The sequence below is a fragment of the Alteromonas sp. AWJ4_199 genome, assembly GCF_056159165.1.
On the sequence record NZ_JBSWUR010000001.1, the window covers coordinates 819,881 to 833,427 of the forward strand.

Sequence of the window (13,547 nt, forward strand, 5' to 3'; positions counted from 1 at the left end):
AGAGTATTCTAACACTTAATAACGGTGAATTAAGCACAAACCTACAGTCAGTTTTTATTCAGAAATATGCCCCAAAAGTATAAAATTTAACGGGTTAATGAGTTTTGCTGATTTGCCGATAACAACTAAAATAATTGATACTTAACAACAAAGTTGCGCATTCATGAGTCAAGATTTAAAGCAATACGCTGACATTATTGAACAGCTAAAGCCTATGGTTAACGAGCCTGAATTTAACCAGGTATTGCTTCAAACTGCTTCTGACGTGCCAAAAGAAAAACGCTTTCTAATTAAAATGGAAGTAAAGCGTTTAGCTAAACCTTGTATGCGTACCATAGATTTGCGCGGCCATGTTGACGGAAAGTGCAAAAAGTATGTGCACGAAGGGCGAAGCCACTACATGGATGACGTGGCCGTTGATAAGTTTGAAGAACAACTGCGCGTGTTTGGTCGATACACTTACGGTGTGTACGAGGCCGTTCAAAACACTGAGAATAACTTCCGCCTAATGCGGGAAAAAGAGCTTGCTCAACAGCGCGCAGATAAAGAAAACCCCGAAGCTAAAAAACGTTCAGCAGTTTTAGAACAATTCAAAGTTCCCACTGTAAACCTTCTCGACTATAGACAGCGTAATACAGAGCGCATGAATTTTGCGGTTGCCGTAGAAATATTCAACAGTGCCAATCAATCAATGCGTGGGTTAAGTGTAGATATTTCTCTTGAAGGCCTGCAAGTAAAATTGTCTAAAGACTCGTTTTTCGAAAAGGATGAAACGCTCTTTATTTACTTTAGAGGGCTCGAAAACGAGTTTGCCATGGATAAGAAAAATGGCATTGCTTACAAACTAGTAAAGATAATTACCAAAAATGACATTAACTATTTAGCCCTACAGCGCGATAAAACTCACCCAAACCCCGCATTCGATAAGTTTTTAGAAAGCTTTATCCACGGCAATAAACGCCGCTATAAAGTGAACATGACGAACACCATCGAAGCGATAACCAGTAAAACCTGTGAACAGTATTTTTCACCCCGTAGCCCTACGCTTCCCGTGTTTATCGACGTTGTCAACGAAACTTTGGTGCCCCGCTATGCGATGGTAAATGAGGTTAACAGGGAAACCGTTCAATATTGGCAAGACGAAGAGGAAAACTGTCGTCTTAATTTCTTGCTATCGCAAGAAAGACTTACTCGGTTACTAAACAAATCTGATGAAGTTCGTGAAATATTTGTTTTCAGCTTTACCCATTTGCACACAGATAAAGTTTATTTTTATTCAGCCTCCTATGAAGAGCTTCAACAGAAAGAGGTCTTATCCCGTGTATTTTTGGGTTTTGGCTCAAGAAAAGCAAGTTGGAGAGTTTTTAAAATAACCCTGACAGACATGGACCCAGAACAAGCGCATATTCCGCTTTCTATCCCAGACTCCGTTGGCAATAAAGTTAAAAAGCTTAATACACCGCCTTCTGCTCGTTTAATGTCAAAACTTAAAAACCTGCGTTATCTCGCTCATGTTACAGACGTGACCTCAGTAACAGGGCAAGAGACGTACAACGAACTTAAGTTTAATCGCGACAACCTTGCGCATTTGAGGATCTTCGGCCACCCAAGGAATCGTGCAGCATCTAACATTCATATTGTACGTTTTAAGTACGAAGAGCAACGCATTGAAAGCCGTTACCAGCTAAGAACGCAAATTGAAGCAAGGTTTAATGGCGAATCGACGGTCCATCGAGGCATTAGCGAAGACATCTCAGTTCACGGTTTAGGTCTTCGAGTTGAGCTGGCAAAAGATTATAAAGGTAGTTTAGAGGGAAGAGTAGAAGTTGCCTTTCCTCGGCTTCAGGAAATCGCGAACAACTTCGACGTTATGCACCTTCAGTATGAAATTATTTATCATAATGTCGAGAAAAATATCCTTCATCTGAAGACGGCAACTGGCGACGAGGGCAAAAGCGCTCGTAACTTTTTTGAAGAATTAATCAAAAAGAACAAGGCCAATCTTAAAGTCGATAACGACGAAGAAGAAGTAGAGGGAATGGGGCAAGCTCTACGTTGTATAAATGCAAGAAACGCGACCTCCTTATCTTTCCTGATGAGTAAAGAAGGTGTTCGATATACTCCGCAAGCGTGTATTGTTGGAAAACAAGACGAACGCATCACTACCCTTACCACGCAATATGCAGAGCGCGGTAAAGTAAATTTAGAATTTTTGTTTAGAGATAGAAAGCAAGACTCTCCTTTTGTACAAAATGGTATCAAAGCGGTTAAGCTTGAAAACATGCCCTTACGACAAGAGCTATTCATATCTTTCGATGCGTCTCAAAAAGAGCCGCGAATGGCCATCATCCCCCGTTACTCTCATAAATTTGAAAGCAATGAACAACGCCGGGCATTTATCAGAGAAGCCATGGTGCGCGGTCAATTTGTCGCTATACACGTTATGCTAACCACAACTGGCAAGCCTGACTTGACCATGCTGCAAACAGAAATTAACTACGTCACCATGTACGCCATGCACAGAGCTCGTGAGTTAGAAAAGAAAATGTGGAGTATTGCCGCCTGTTCCCACCTTGTCGATGTCACCGACGAGGTTCTCATAAGATACGGCTTTACAATGCAAGACATTACGGCAAATAAAACGCTAAAAAGTGCAGTTCAACCTAAAGCCATGGTTAACAACGCTTAAGTAAGACGCCGTATTTTAACGTACATAACAATGCCTGCGCTTAGAAGTCTAAGCTCAGACCTCAAATTTATTTAAGCGCCGATTGTTTTAATAACGGGCGCTTATATACCAGTTTGCACAGATAATTGTCCACTCCAAAGGCGCTGGCAAATTTCCTAGCAAAGCGTGGGAAAGCAGGAATAGCTGTTTCCTTTCAAATTCCTTTAGCGTCTATTTATCTAAGAAATAAAGAAGGCTGTGCAGACTACCAACTCGTACGGCTACGTCCGCTTTCTCATTCACTAGAGGTTTGCCGTGACATGCAACGCCTAAGGCTGATTCAGCCATCATCACCAAGTCGTTCGCCCCATCGCCCATAGCAACGGTTTGGCTCGATGGTATTTGCCACTTTTCAGACAGCACTTTCACCGTGCGAGCTTTCACATCAGCATTAATAATTTCGCCTTCCACTTTACCTGTTAAGTGCCCGTCTTTAACCGAAAGCGTGTTTGATATCGCATAGTCCAGTCCCAGCCTTGCTTTTAAATGGTCAGCAAAGAACGTAAAGCCACCCGATGCAATAGCGAGTTTCCAGTTATTCGCTTTTAAATGCTTAAGCAGAGTCTGAATACCAGGCATAATAGGAATGCTGTCACGGATTTGATTAAGGTGGTCAATGGGTACCCCCTCTAAACACGCCACCCTATGCGTTAAGCTATCGTTAAAGGCAATTTCTCCGCGCATTGCTCTTGCGGTCACTTCGGCAACCTGTTCACCAACACCAGCCAGTTTTGCTATTTCATCAATACATTCTATGGCAATGACCGTGCTGTCCATATCCATAACCAGAAGACCAGGTTCAGACAAAGACGGTCGCGAGGTTTGCAGTCCAACATCAAGGTTGTAAGCATCACTGACATCACCAAGTAAAGACTTAATTTGCTCAGGCTTTGCGTTAATTACCTGCCCTCTTACTTCGATAGCATCATCTCCCATTCGCTGATGCAAATGATGAAACGCAGCACTTACTGGCGAAAATACGTTTTTGAGTTTATCTAATACGCCTCTTAATAAATACGGGGTTATAGCTTGTCCGACTACAATTAGCGTATGGGAATACGCTTGCGTATTGTGCTCAGCGCTGACAATGTTTGCCAGGTATGAAGCTAGATGAATATCGTCATTATTGATTTCGATGGTGAATATGTCTTTCATAACGCACACAGAGACTGTGGTAATTGGCAAATGATGCGCTAATGCTAACCAATTAGGCTAACTAATAAAATATCCCCTTTAAAATTATTTAGATTTCACCTACTGTTAGGCAACTCATAGCAATTATGGAATTACGCATTGTTAAACGTGCTGAGCAAAGCCCCTTCACAATCAAAAAGCAATTCGCATTCGCTTTACACTGCGCTAAAAAGACTATTTCATACGCTGATTGTAAGTACGGTGTTTGCGCTGGTTATTGTATTGATACTTTTGCTGCAGCAATACCAAAGTGACTGGCTAACGGTGCAGACTCGTTTTTCTGGAGAGAGCATCGCAAGGCAGTACGCTAAGCTACTTCGACCCGCATTTGAGGCTGAGCAAGCAGCCAATCAAGCAAGCGAAGAAGGTTCTGACTCTTCACTATCAAGTACCCTTGCCCAACGAAACTACATTGAAAGTGTTGCCACCGTTTTAGTTAACGAGCCGCATATTCTTGCTCTATCAGTGTTTGATAAAAACGGAAGGTACATTGCGCCTTTACCTCAAATTGAAAGCGTTGTGTCGATGAGCCAGTCCCAAGGCGTGACGCCGCTTACCTATGTCGGGGTGATCACCGACAACAATGATAATGTATTAGGCTATGTGAACATTCATATGGATACGCAGACAATATTAGAAAGTCCCCTTGCCCTGCGTTATCAATTGGCGTTAATTGCGTGTATTTTAGTGTTTTTGGCTTTAATGTTAGGCATTTACCTGACGCGGGCGTTTTATAAATCTCGCCCTTGGTTTATCCAAGCTATCGAATCAATAACAAAGAAAAGTAATTTGTAAGCGGGTATACGGGCTTTTTACACCACAAAGCGACTCTTTGCTGTTTTAAACAAGCGTAAATAGTTTTGTGTTGTAATAGATATTGTTTGCTTAGGCGATATAGCGAAAAGCTCGTGTATTACATCAACAACATCGGGGAGATACTGTGGTTGATTAGGGGCTCCCTGTCTGCCGTACATGGGCATATCAGGGGCATCAGTCTCTAGTAGTATCTTATCGAAATGGTTTTCTAGCAGATACTTAAAGGTATCTCGCGTTTTTTGTGCTCTTTCATAGGTTATCGTGCCACCTATTCCTAAGTAAAAGCCTCGCTCAATATAGGCTTTGGCCGCTTCCACACTACCCGAAAAAGCATGGACTACCCCAATACCTTGATACTTAGCTTGCTTAAAGGCTTCAAGTAATAAGTGATGGCTTTTTCGGTGATGTAAAATAACTGGCAGCGCTTTTGTATCAGCGAGTTTTAAATGGGCGTGTAGCACTTTCTTTTGAAGCGTCAATGGCACATCAATGTGCCCATCAATACCGGTTTCCCCCACTGCTTTTACCGAAGGATGCAGAGTGGCAGCAGCCGCTTCAAGCTGTTCGAGATTTTCATCAATTGCCTGCTCAGGTACGTCAGTGGTAGAACCTGTATTATCTTGATTGCTATCGGTCAAAAAATAAGGATGAAGACCTAGCGCGGTATCAATAGGCAAAAGTTTGCTGTGCTGCTCACTAAGCGCTTGAATTGCTTCCCAAGAACGTGGGTTAATACTTGGTGCCATTATGTGAGTAAGCCCAGCGGCCTTGGCACTTTCCAGCGCAGTATGAAGATCTACTTTTGATGCAAGTAAGTCGAGGTGGCAATGACTATCAATCATGGTGTTGCTCACTTTACGCTTTACGCTCAATCAAATACTAAGTGCTTAAAATGTCTAGCCACTATAAAAGACTAGCTACCCTATGCAATCAATATGAGTTTTTACGGCATTAAGCGCTGTGTTGCCCATGCACCATCTTCGGTTTTGTTATACTCAAAACGGTCGTGCAATCTATCTTCTCCGCCCTGCCAAAATTCAATTTGATGAGGCACAATACGAAAGCCTCCCCAAAAGTCCGGTACGGGGAGTTCTTTGTTCGCAAACTTATCTTTTAGTTGCTTGAATTGGGTAAGCAAAAGCTCTCTACTGCCAATTGGCTTGCTTTGTTTAGACGCATAGGCTGCCAACTGGCTGTCTTTAGGGCGAGAGAAGAAATAGGCTGCATTTTCAGAAACAGAAAGCTTTTCAACGCTGCCGCATACACGAACTTGGCGCTCCATAAAGAACCATGGGAAGTGACAGGATACTTTTGGGTTAACCGAGAGTTCTTGCGCTTTTCGACTGCCAAGATTTGTGAAAAAAACAAATCCATTTTCACTGACATCTTTTAACAAAACGATACGTTGAGAAGGTTGGCCATTAGCGTCAACGGTGGCAACCGTCATCGCAGTAGGATCGGGTATACCAGCATCAATAGCGTCTTTCAGCCATTTATCGAACAAAATAAACGGACTTGAAGTAATATCTGCCTCACTCAAACTGCCTTTCGAGTACTGCCTGCGCATATCTGAAATTGCCATATACCGCTCCTGAGAAGAGATTACTATGATTAATAATGCTTATTGTAGATGTTTGTGCATACCTTTACGCGAATGCTTCTGGCTTCACGTTTACCAAGAGCACTTGAGAATGTAGCGCTAGTTAGCATTAGAACAAGGCTCAACGTACTAATACTAACAACGATTTAGGCTAAAAGTTGCTGTCGTCACCGTAGCCTAGTGAACGCAAAGCACGCTCATCGTCGGCCCAGCCTTGTTTCACTTTAACCCAAAGCTCCAAAAACACTTTATTATCGAACAAGTTTTCCATATCTTTACGCGCTTGCTCGCCAATGGTTTTCAAATGCTTACCGCCTTTACCGATGATCATGCGTTTTTGCGTTTCGCGCTCAACCAAAATTAAGCCACTAATACGATAAACACCATTGTCAGCCATTTTGAACTGCTCAATTTCTACCGTAGTAGAGTAAGGCAACTCATCGCCAGTGAAGCGCATCAGTTTTTCACGGATAATTTCAGCAGCCATAAAGCGACTTGAACGATCAGTGATATAGTCTTCTGGAAAGAAAAATTCACTCTTAGGTAACGACTTTGCCACTAGGTCTCTAATATCGTCTACCATTTTGCCCTGTTTAGCGCTGATAGGGATCATGTGCTCAAACGGGTGTTTCTCGCCAAGCTTTTGAAGGTGAACCATAAAGTTTTCTTTATCTTCAACCTTATCCATCTTGTTTACGATAAGATAGCAAGGAAGGTTTGCTTGTTTAACCTTACTTAATACCATTTCATCTTCGGCGTTGAATCTATCGCCTTCCACTACAAACAGCACAAGGCCAACTTCAGCTAATGAGCTAGACGCGGCGCGGTTCATGTAGCGATTAATCGCGCGTTTTTCGTCTTGGTGAAGCCCCGGTGTATCAACGTAAATCGCTTGATAGTCGCCGTCAGTATCTATACCTAGAATACGGTGACGGGTGGTCTGAGGCTTACGTGAAGTAATACTTACTTTTTGACCCAGCAAACGGTTAAGTAGCGTTGACTTGCCCACGTTAGGGCGCCCTACTATGGCTACTAAGCCACAGCGAGTTTGTATATCTGGCATCTCTGGCATTTCGGGCAAATTTGACTCATCATGCGTTGTCATCAAGCTTCTCCAATGTTAGACGAGCAGCTTCTTGTTCTGCTTTACGACGGCTATTGCCAGACGCCACGACTGCCTTTGGTAGACTTTCTACTTTGCAGCTTACTTCGAAAGTTTGCGCATGGTCTTTACCGGAAATAGACAGCACCTCGTACGTTGGCAATGGCTGCTTGCGACCTTGCAGAAATTCCTGAAGACGTGTTTTACTATCTTTAGGGTGGGCGTTAGGGTCGAGCTTGTTTATGCGAGTCTCCCACAAACGGTCGATAACGCCACGCACTTCGTCCATACCTGAATCGAGATAGATAGCACCTAAGATAGCTTCAACTGCGTCAGCCAAAATCGAGCTTCTGCGATGACCGCCACTTTTAAGCTCACCTGGCCCCAAGTTGAGTAATTCACCCACGCTGGCTTCCTTAGCGAGCTCAGCTAACGTCTCGCCTTTTACCAATGTAGAGCGCATGCGGGTAAGCTTGCCTTCAGGTACTGTAGGAAAACGCTTAAACAGTGTTTCCCCCACAATCATGCCTAAAATAGCGTCGCCCAGAAACTCTAAGCGTTCATTGTGTTGTTTGGCTGCACTGCGGTGAGTAAGCGCTTGTTCTAATAACGCCTCATTGGTAAATGTGTAGCCTATCGCCTTGTAAAGACGACGATATTTATCAATACCCTGCATTAATGAATGCCACCTGCACGCTCAAATCGAATACCTGTTGGAACCCACGTAGGAAGAAAGTCTGAAGGGCTGCGCTCAAACTCAAAGGAAATCCAAATTGCAACGGCTTTTCCAACCAAGTTTGCATCTGGAACAAAACCCCAGAAACGGCTATCGCGGCTATTATCACGGTTATCGCCCAATACGAAATACTGACCTTCTGGCACTATCCACTCGTTACTTCGGGTTCCCGGTTGAGTGTAGAAATTAACCGGTGAAATTTCGCGAACGGGGTGGCGAAGAATATCATGCTCTACTGTGCCTAAATCTTCGGTGTAACGCATAAGTTGCGCCATGTCTTGTACAAACTCACCGCGCTCTTGGAACGTTAACGGCACTGCTTTTAACTTTGGACAATTGCTACCAGATTCACACTTAGGTTTGATGTAAACCTGCTTATTTTGATAAACCACGGTATCGCCCGGTAAACCAATTACGCGCTTGATGTAATCTATTGACGGTTCTTCAGGGTATTTGAAAACCACTACATCGCCGCGCTCTGGCACACCCGTTTCAATTAACTTACTTCTGAAAACAGGGTCTTTTACGCCGTACGCAAACTTCTCAACTAAAATGAAGTCACCCACCAATAACGTAGGCATCATTGAACCGGATGGAATTTGGAAAGGTTCATACAAAAACGAGCGCAATACCAAAACGAAAGCAATAACAGGGAATATCTGTTGTGAGGTGTCAACCAGGTACGGCAGCTGAGGGTCTTCTCCATAGCCCGCACCCTCTGCAGTCGCTGCAGCCTGTAAACGCGCTTTTCGTTTTGGCGCAAACACTAGGCTATCCAATAGCCAGACTAGTCCTGTTATTAAGGTGAGTGCCACCAAAATTAAGGAGAAATAATTTGCCATTATTTGCCCACCTTAAGTACTGCAAGGAACGCATCTTGTGGCAATTCAACATTACCCACTTGCTTCATTCGCTTTTTACCTTCTTTTTGCTTTTGAAGTAGCTTCTTCTTACGGCTTACGTCACCGCCGTAACACTTCGCGATTACGTTTTTGCGCAGCTGCTTCACCGTACTTCTTGCAACAATATGGTTACCGATAGCCGCCTGAATAGCGATATCGAACATTTGACGTGGAATAAGCTCGCGAAGCTTCTCTACCAATTCACGACCACGTCCCTGAGAGTTTTCTCTGTGCGTGATGACTGCAAGTGCATCCACACGCTCACCATTAATCAGAATATCTACGCGTACCATATCTGAGCTTTGGAAACGCTTAAAGTTGTAGTCAAGAGACGCAAAGCCACGGCTGGTAGATTTCAAACGGTCAAAGAAATCAAGCACTACTTCAGCCATTGGCAGCTCGTACGTTACCGCTACTTGCTTGCCGTGGTAAGTCATGTTGGTTTGCATACCACGCTTTTCAACGCAAAGCGTAATTACGTTGCCTAAGTATTCTTGAGGAACAAGAATGTTAGCTTCAACCATAGGCTCACGAATTTCAGCGATATCGTTCACTGGCGGCAGTTTAGCCGGGCTATCTACGGTAAGCGTTTCGCCCTTGGTTGTTTCAACTTCGTAAATTACTGTAGGTGCTGTAGTGATAAGACCAAGATCATATTCGCGCTCTAAACGCTCTTGGATAATTTCCATGTGCAGCATGCCAAGGAAACCAATTCTGAAACCAAAGCCAAGCGCTGCTGAGCTTTCTGGCTCATAGAATAGTGAAGCGTCGTTCAGACTTAGTTTAGCAAGGGCATCGCGGAAGTCTTCGTAGTCATCTGAGCTTATTGGGAAAATACCGGCATAAACCTGAGGTTTAACCTTTTTAAAGCCTGGCAGCATAGCTTCAGCTGGCTCGCGAGCCAAAGTAATGGTATCACCTACTGGTGCGCCTTGAATGTCTTTAATACCGGCAATGATAAAACCTACTTCACCGGCTCGTAACGTACCCGTGTCTAAAGGCTTAGGCGTAAACACACCAATTTTATCCACCTGGTGAGTTTGTCCGTTAGACATTATCTGGATTTTATCTTTCTTGCTAAGCTGTCCTTCCACGATTCGTACCAATGAAACAACACCTTGGTAATTGTCAAACCACGAATCGATGATCAATGCTTTAAGTGGCGCTTCACGGTCACCTTCAGGTGGTGGAATCTTGTTTACGATAACTTCAAGCACATCCTCAATACCAATACCTGTTTTCGCTGAGCAGCGCACAGCGTCAAGTGCATCAATACCGACAATGTCTTCAATTTCTTCTGCAACACGGTCTGGTTCAGCCTGCGGCAAGTCGATCTTATTCAACACAGGTACCACTTCCATATCCATCTCGATAGCGGTGTAGCAGTTTGCTAGCGTCTGTGCTTCAACGCCCTGACCGGCATCGACAACAAGTAGTGCTCCTTCACAGGCTGCCAATGAACGAGACACCTCGTAAGTGAAGTCAACGTGTCCTGGCGTATCAATGAAGTTTAGCTGATAGGTTTCACCGTCGCGCGCTTCATAGTTCAGTGTCACGCTTTGCGCTTTAATGGTAATACCGCGCTCTTTTTCCAAGTCCATTGAGTCGAGAACCTGCTCGGCCATTTCGCGATCGGTTAGCCCTCCACAGTGCTGAATTAGACGGTCTGACAGCGTAGACTTACCGTGGTCAATGTGGGCGATAATACTGAAGTTACGAATGTGCGATTGTTGCATAATGCTGGAAATTACCTGCAGAAAAATTCATTAAACAAAATATGCTGCTTACCCTGAGTTCAGGCTTATACGCAGCGCGAGCGGATTTTACCCATTTCTGGCACGAAAAGCGAATTGGCATGGCGGAAATTTTAATACCCATGCACGCAAAGCGTATAAAAGTGGCAACTTGGCGTGGCTTTACCCGCCTGCCTTGAAACTTGAAGCATGTAAAGCACTGCTAATTTGGGGCTCTACAGCGTATATGAGCAAATAAAAAGAGCTAAACCTACTTATGAGCAGGTGCTTCGCTCAGTTTAGGCCTTGCTGGCCTAATAAAACGGGTTGATATTTCGTGCGCTCAACTCGGTGTAACTTGTAAGCAATGAGTTTGTATGTAAAGAAAGTAACTAAAGCGCTTGGACCCAGTGCCCATAATTCATGGCTAAAACTTGTTGTGCTTAGCAGTGATATAAAAACTGAATACGCGCCAATAAAAACAATAAGCGGTAACAAATATAAGAAAGCCGACGCACTTAAAATACCTGCTTCGGGTATGCCCACAGTCACCTGCTGACCGACCCGTACTGGCATAGGCGTACGTAGCGTTAATTGTTGTGTTTTCGGCGCAATAGCACGAGAAATGACACCTGTGCCACAATCACTTTGAGCCTGACACGCATTACAGGTGGATTTAATTGCCGCTTCGACGGTTACCTCATCACCATCAACAGCAACCACAGTAGCGGTTTCTTTAATCATACTTGCTCTTTCTACCGTATTTAAGTGCTGCTTAACTGAAGCTCTTTATTGCCCTGCATTGGCAACAGGTCGTAGCGACGTAGCAATAGCATTGGCAGTCTGTAGTGGAATTTCCCCTACTACCGTCACTTGGGCTTTCCCGTCGGTCAGCGTCAAAAAGGTGCTGACTTCGTTTCGTAACGCAAGGGTTTCGCCGAGCGCATCTTCGGCTGGCTGAACATAAACAGATACGTCCACTAGGCCATCCGAAAAGAGTTTATATTCTACTACCTGACCTGTTAAGGCTAGGCGTCTTGTATCTTGCTTTATTTCTCGCATGCCCGAGGGCAAATATGTGACATCCCATTTGTGTGCTCGGCTTGGGGTATTACTCAAAGCCATAGGCGCTGGTAATGATGCTGAGTTAATTCGCGAGAAATATTCCGCAGGTTCAGGCGATATGGCAAAGGCGGTAACTTGAATTTGCTCTAATAACGCCCCTTGCAAATCCAACATATTAAGCTTCAGCAACATACCAGAGGACTCATCGAGCCATAGTTGATAGCCAAACCGTGTGTTATCTCGGCTAACTATACGAATTTGCTGTGCTGAGCGCCCTGCCACCCGCGCTCTTCCAACAGCGACAAACTCATAGGCTGAACTGAGTTGTTCTGGATGGTAGAGCAATGCACTAGGTATTGGACCATTTATATGCTTTGACCGTAGGCTGTAAGGTTGAACGTCGGGCTCAAATACACTGACCACATCATTAACGCGAATAAGCTCGCGACCAGGCCCATTTTGAAGATTTAACTGCTCTAGTTCAGAACCATCCTCCATTATCCCATGTCGCCACAGGTAAGGAACCGTTTCTTTTCCTGCGACAGTCTGCACAAAGGACACTTGGAAATTGGCGTTGGTAATAATGTTTTGTAGTTCAGCCAGCCACTGACTTGCCGACTGAAGTTGTGGCGTGGGTGAAGCAGACGCGTTTTCCTCGTTGAGACTTTGTTCAGTTTGCCTTTGAAGCCCTTCTCCTTGCTGAACACCCTCCCCTTGGGAAACGTTTGTGCCGGTATTGGAATTGTCTCCTGATTTAGCATCGCTAACACTATTTGCTTGAACTCTTGTAACAGAAGAATTCGCCACCTCGCTGGGTGTCGTTGAATGGGCAAACGTGGCATTGATAGCCCCGCCCGAAATGAAAAAAAGTGCAAGGATAGAACTACAGCGCATTATTCCCGCCTTAAAACAAACATACCAGCAGTATATGCTGGTATGATTAAAATATAAAATGCATCTTCATCGCACTTGGGAACGAAGGCACATTTTAACTCATTTTGACTCGCTCTACGATAATCTATGGACGCTCTGATCCGCTTGTCTCGTTTTCACTCTCTTCTTCCTGCGCTTGCTTAAGTTTTATTTGCTGCTCATGGTCAGCAATTAGCGCATTTATTTTACGCTTTTTCTCAAGCATTTCGTTCATATCGTTGCGCGGTAAGGTTCGGGTTTGCTCCAAACTCACTGGAGACAATCCGCCTTGAGGTGCAATTGTTGGCGCTGTCATAAATGGCTCGGTTGGTGCTTCTTGATTGGTGTACTGAACACCAAAAATAACTGCCACTGCCACAGATGCAGCCACTGCAAACTGACCTGACTGCTTCGCAAAAGGAACGACACTGCCAACGAGTGGTATTGACTGCCAGCGCGAGCGTTTAGGTGCGACTATGGCTGGCTCGTTTTCAAGCGCAGCTGCTACGCTTGCGGTAATGTCCAACTGAGGAGCAACGCTTGCCTCTTTTCGCATTGCACCGCGATACACATGGTAACGTTGCCATTTGGCCTGAAGCGCTTCATCTTGCTTAATCGCATCGATGATGTCATTGCCTTCTATCTCACCATCCATGAATGCGGACAATTTTTCTTGCTGTTGCGTCATATATTCATTTCCAGATCAAAGTGATCGTTAACTACCCTAACACAGCTGTTAGTCATCGTGGAAAAAAGAAA

Annotated in this window: 12 protein-coding genes; 2 read left to right on the forward strand and 10 right to left on the reverse strand. The window is 44.3% G+C overall.

Annotated features, from left to right (window positions below; all coding sequences use genetic code 11):
• The first annotated feature begins 163 nt into the window (after positions 1 to 163).
• A complete protein-coding gene (locus ACXAER_RS03610) occupies positions 164 to 2,689 on the forward strand; it encodes a PilZ domain-containing protein (RefSeq protein ID WP_474826648.1) in 2,526 nt (841 codons plus the stop codon).
• Between the two features lie 210 nt (positions 2,690 to 2,899).
• Here ACXAER_RS03610 and serB read toward each other — a convergent pair whose 3' ends face one another.
• Positions 2,900 to 3,883, reverse strand: coding sequence for a phosphoserine phosphatase SerB (gene serB / locus ACXAER_RS03615; RefSeq protein WP_474826650.1), 984 nt, complete (start codon positions 3,881 to 3,883; stop codon positions 2,900 to 2,902).
• 147 nt (positions 3,884 to 4,030) lie between these two features.
• Between serB and ACXAER_RS03620 the strand changes: the two genes are divergently transcribed.
• Positions 4,031 to 4,717 carry a hypothetical protein gene (locus ACXAER_RS03620; protein ID WP_474830492.1) on the forward strand — a complete coding sequence of 229 codons (687 nt, stop codon included), beginning with the start codon at positions 4,031 to 4,033 and terminating at the stop codon, positions 4,715 to 4,717.
• A gap of 17 nt (positions 4,718 to 4,734) precedes the next feature.
• On the opposite strand, the gene ACXAER_RS03625 is transcribed toward ACXAER_RS03620, so the two are convergent.
• The 9 genes from ACXAER_RS03625 to ACXAER_RS03665 all read right to left on the reverse strand — a co-directional run bounded on the left by ACXAER_RS03625 (position 4,735) and on the right by ACXAER_RS03665 (position 13,476).
• Positions 4,735 to 5,580, reverse strand: a complete 846-nt coding sequence (locus tag ACXAER_RS03625) for a TatD family hydrolase (protein WP_474826652.1) — start codon at positions 5,578 to 5,580, stop codon at positions 4,735 to 4,737.
• Positions 5,581 to 5,681: 101 nt separating this feature from the next.
• Positions 5,682 to 6,320 carry a pyridoxamine 5'-phosphate oxidase gene (pdxH, locus tag ACXAER_RS03630; protein ID WP_474826654.1) on the reverse strand — a complete coding sequence of 213 codons (639 nt, stop codon included), beginning with the start codon at positions 6,318 to 6,320 and terminating at the stop codon, positions 5,682 to 5,684.
• Positions 6,321 to 6,489: 169 nt separating this feature from the next.
• Positions 6,490 to 7,401, reverse strand: coding sequence for a GTPase Era (gene era, locus ACXAER_RS03635; RefSeq protein ID WP_269917495.1), 912 nt, complete (start codon positions 7,399 to 7,401; stop codon positions 6,490 to 6,492).
• 28 nt (positions 7,402 to 7,429) lie between these two features.
• A complete protein-coding gene (gene rnc, locus ACXAER_RS03640) occupies positions 7,430 to 8,116 on the reverse strand; it encodes a ribonuclease III (RefSeq protein WP_474805810.1) in 687 nt (228 codons plus the stop codon).
• Positions 8,116 to 9,018 (reverse strand): signal peptidase I, encoded by a 903-nt coding sequence (gene lepB / locus ACXAER_RS03645; RefSeq protein WP_474826656.1) that lies wholly within the window; start codon positions 9,016 to 9,018, stop codon positions 8,116 to 8,118. The genes rnc and lepB overlap by 1 nt, the downstream gene beginning before the upstream one ends.
• The gene (gene lepA, locus ACXAER_RS03650) at positions 9,018 to 10,814 is read right to left on the reverse strand and encodes a translation elongation factor 4 (protein WP_179984001.1); all 1,797 of its coding nucleotides are present in this window, start codon (positions 10,812 to 10,814) and stop codon (positions 9,018 to 9,020) included. The genes lepB and lepA overlap by 1 nt, the downstream gene beginning before the upstream one ends.
• A gap of 291 nt (positions 10,815 to 11,105) precedes the next feature.
• Positions 11,106 to 11,555 carry a SoxR reducing system RseC family protein gene (locus tag ACXAER_RS03655; protein ID WP_474826659.1) on the reverse strand — a complete coding sequence of 150 codons (450 nt, stop codon included), beginning with the start codon at positions 11,553 to 11,555 and terminating at the stop codon, positions 11,106 to 11,108.
• Positions 11,556 to 11,600: 45 nt separating this feature from the next.
• Positions 11,601 to 12,770, reverse strand: a complete 1,170-nt coding sequence (locus ACXAER_RS03660; RefSeq protein WP_474826661.1) for a MucB/RseB C-terminal domain-containing protein — start codon at positions 12,768 to 12,770, stop codon at positions 11,601 to 11,603.
• A gap of 124 nt (positions 12,771 to 12,894) precedes the next feature.
• The gene (locus ACXAER_RS03665) at positions 12,895 to 13,476 is read right to left on the reverse strand and encodes a sigma-E factor negative regulatory protein (protein WP_474826663.1); all 582 of its coding nucleotides are present in this window, start codon (positions 13,474 to 13,476) and stop codon (positions 12,895 to 12,897) included.
• Between the last annotated feature and the right edge of the window lie 71 nt (positions 13,477 to 13,547).

Bases quoted from the DNA above. Each gene is read 5' to 3' on its own strand.
- lepA (WP_179984001.1), bottom strand. From the start codon at position 10,814: ATGCAACAATCGCACATTCGTAACTTCAGTATTATCGCCCACATTGAC.
- era (WP_269917495.1), bottom strand. From the start codon at position 7,401: ATGCCAGATATACAAACTCGCTGTGGCTTAGTAGCCATAGTAGGGCGC.
- ACXAER_RS03665 (WP_474826663.1), bottom strand. From the start codon at position 13,476: ATGACGCAACAGCAAGAAAAATTGTCCGCATTCATGGATGGTGAGATA.
- ACXAER_RS03610 (WP_474826648.1), top strand. From the start codon at position 164: ATGAGTCAAGATTTAAAGCAATACGCTGACATTATTGAACAGCTAAAG.
- ACXAER_RS03660 (WP_474826661.1), bottom strand. From the start codon at position 12,770: ATGCGCTGTAGTTCTATCCTTGCACTTTTTTTCATTTCGGGCGGGGCT.
- rnc (WP_474805810.1), bottom strand. From the start codon at position 8,116: ATGCAGGGTATTGATAAATATCGTCGTCTTTACAAGGCGATAGGCTAC.
- pdxH (WP_474826654.1), bottom strand. From the start codon at position 6,320: ATGGCAATTTCAGATATGCGCAGGCAGTACTCGAAAGGCAGTTTGAGT.
- serB (WP_474826650.1), bottom strand. From the start codon at position 3,883: ATGAAAGACATATTCACCATCGAAATCAATAATGACGATATTCATCTA.
- ACXAER_RS03655 (WP_474826659.1), bottom strand. From the start codon at position 11,555: ATGATTAAAGAAACCGCTACTGTGGTTGCTGTTGATGGTGATGAGGTA.
- lepB (WP_474826656.1), bottom strand. From the start codon at position 9,018: ATGGCAAATTATTTCTCCTTAATTTTGGTGGCACTCACCTTAATAACA.
- ACXAER_RS03625 (WP_474826652.1), bottom strand. From the start codon at position 5,580: ATGATTGATAGTCATTGCCACCTCGACTTACTTGCATCAAAAGTAGAT.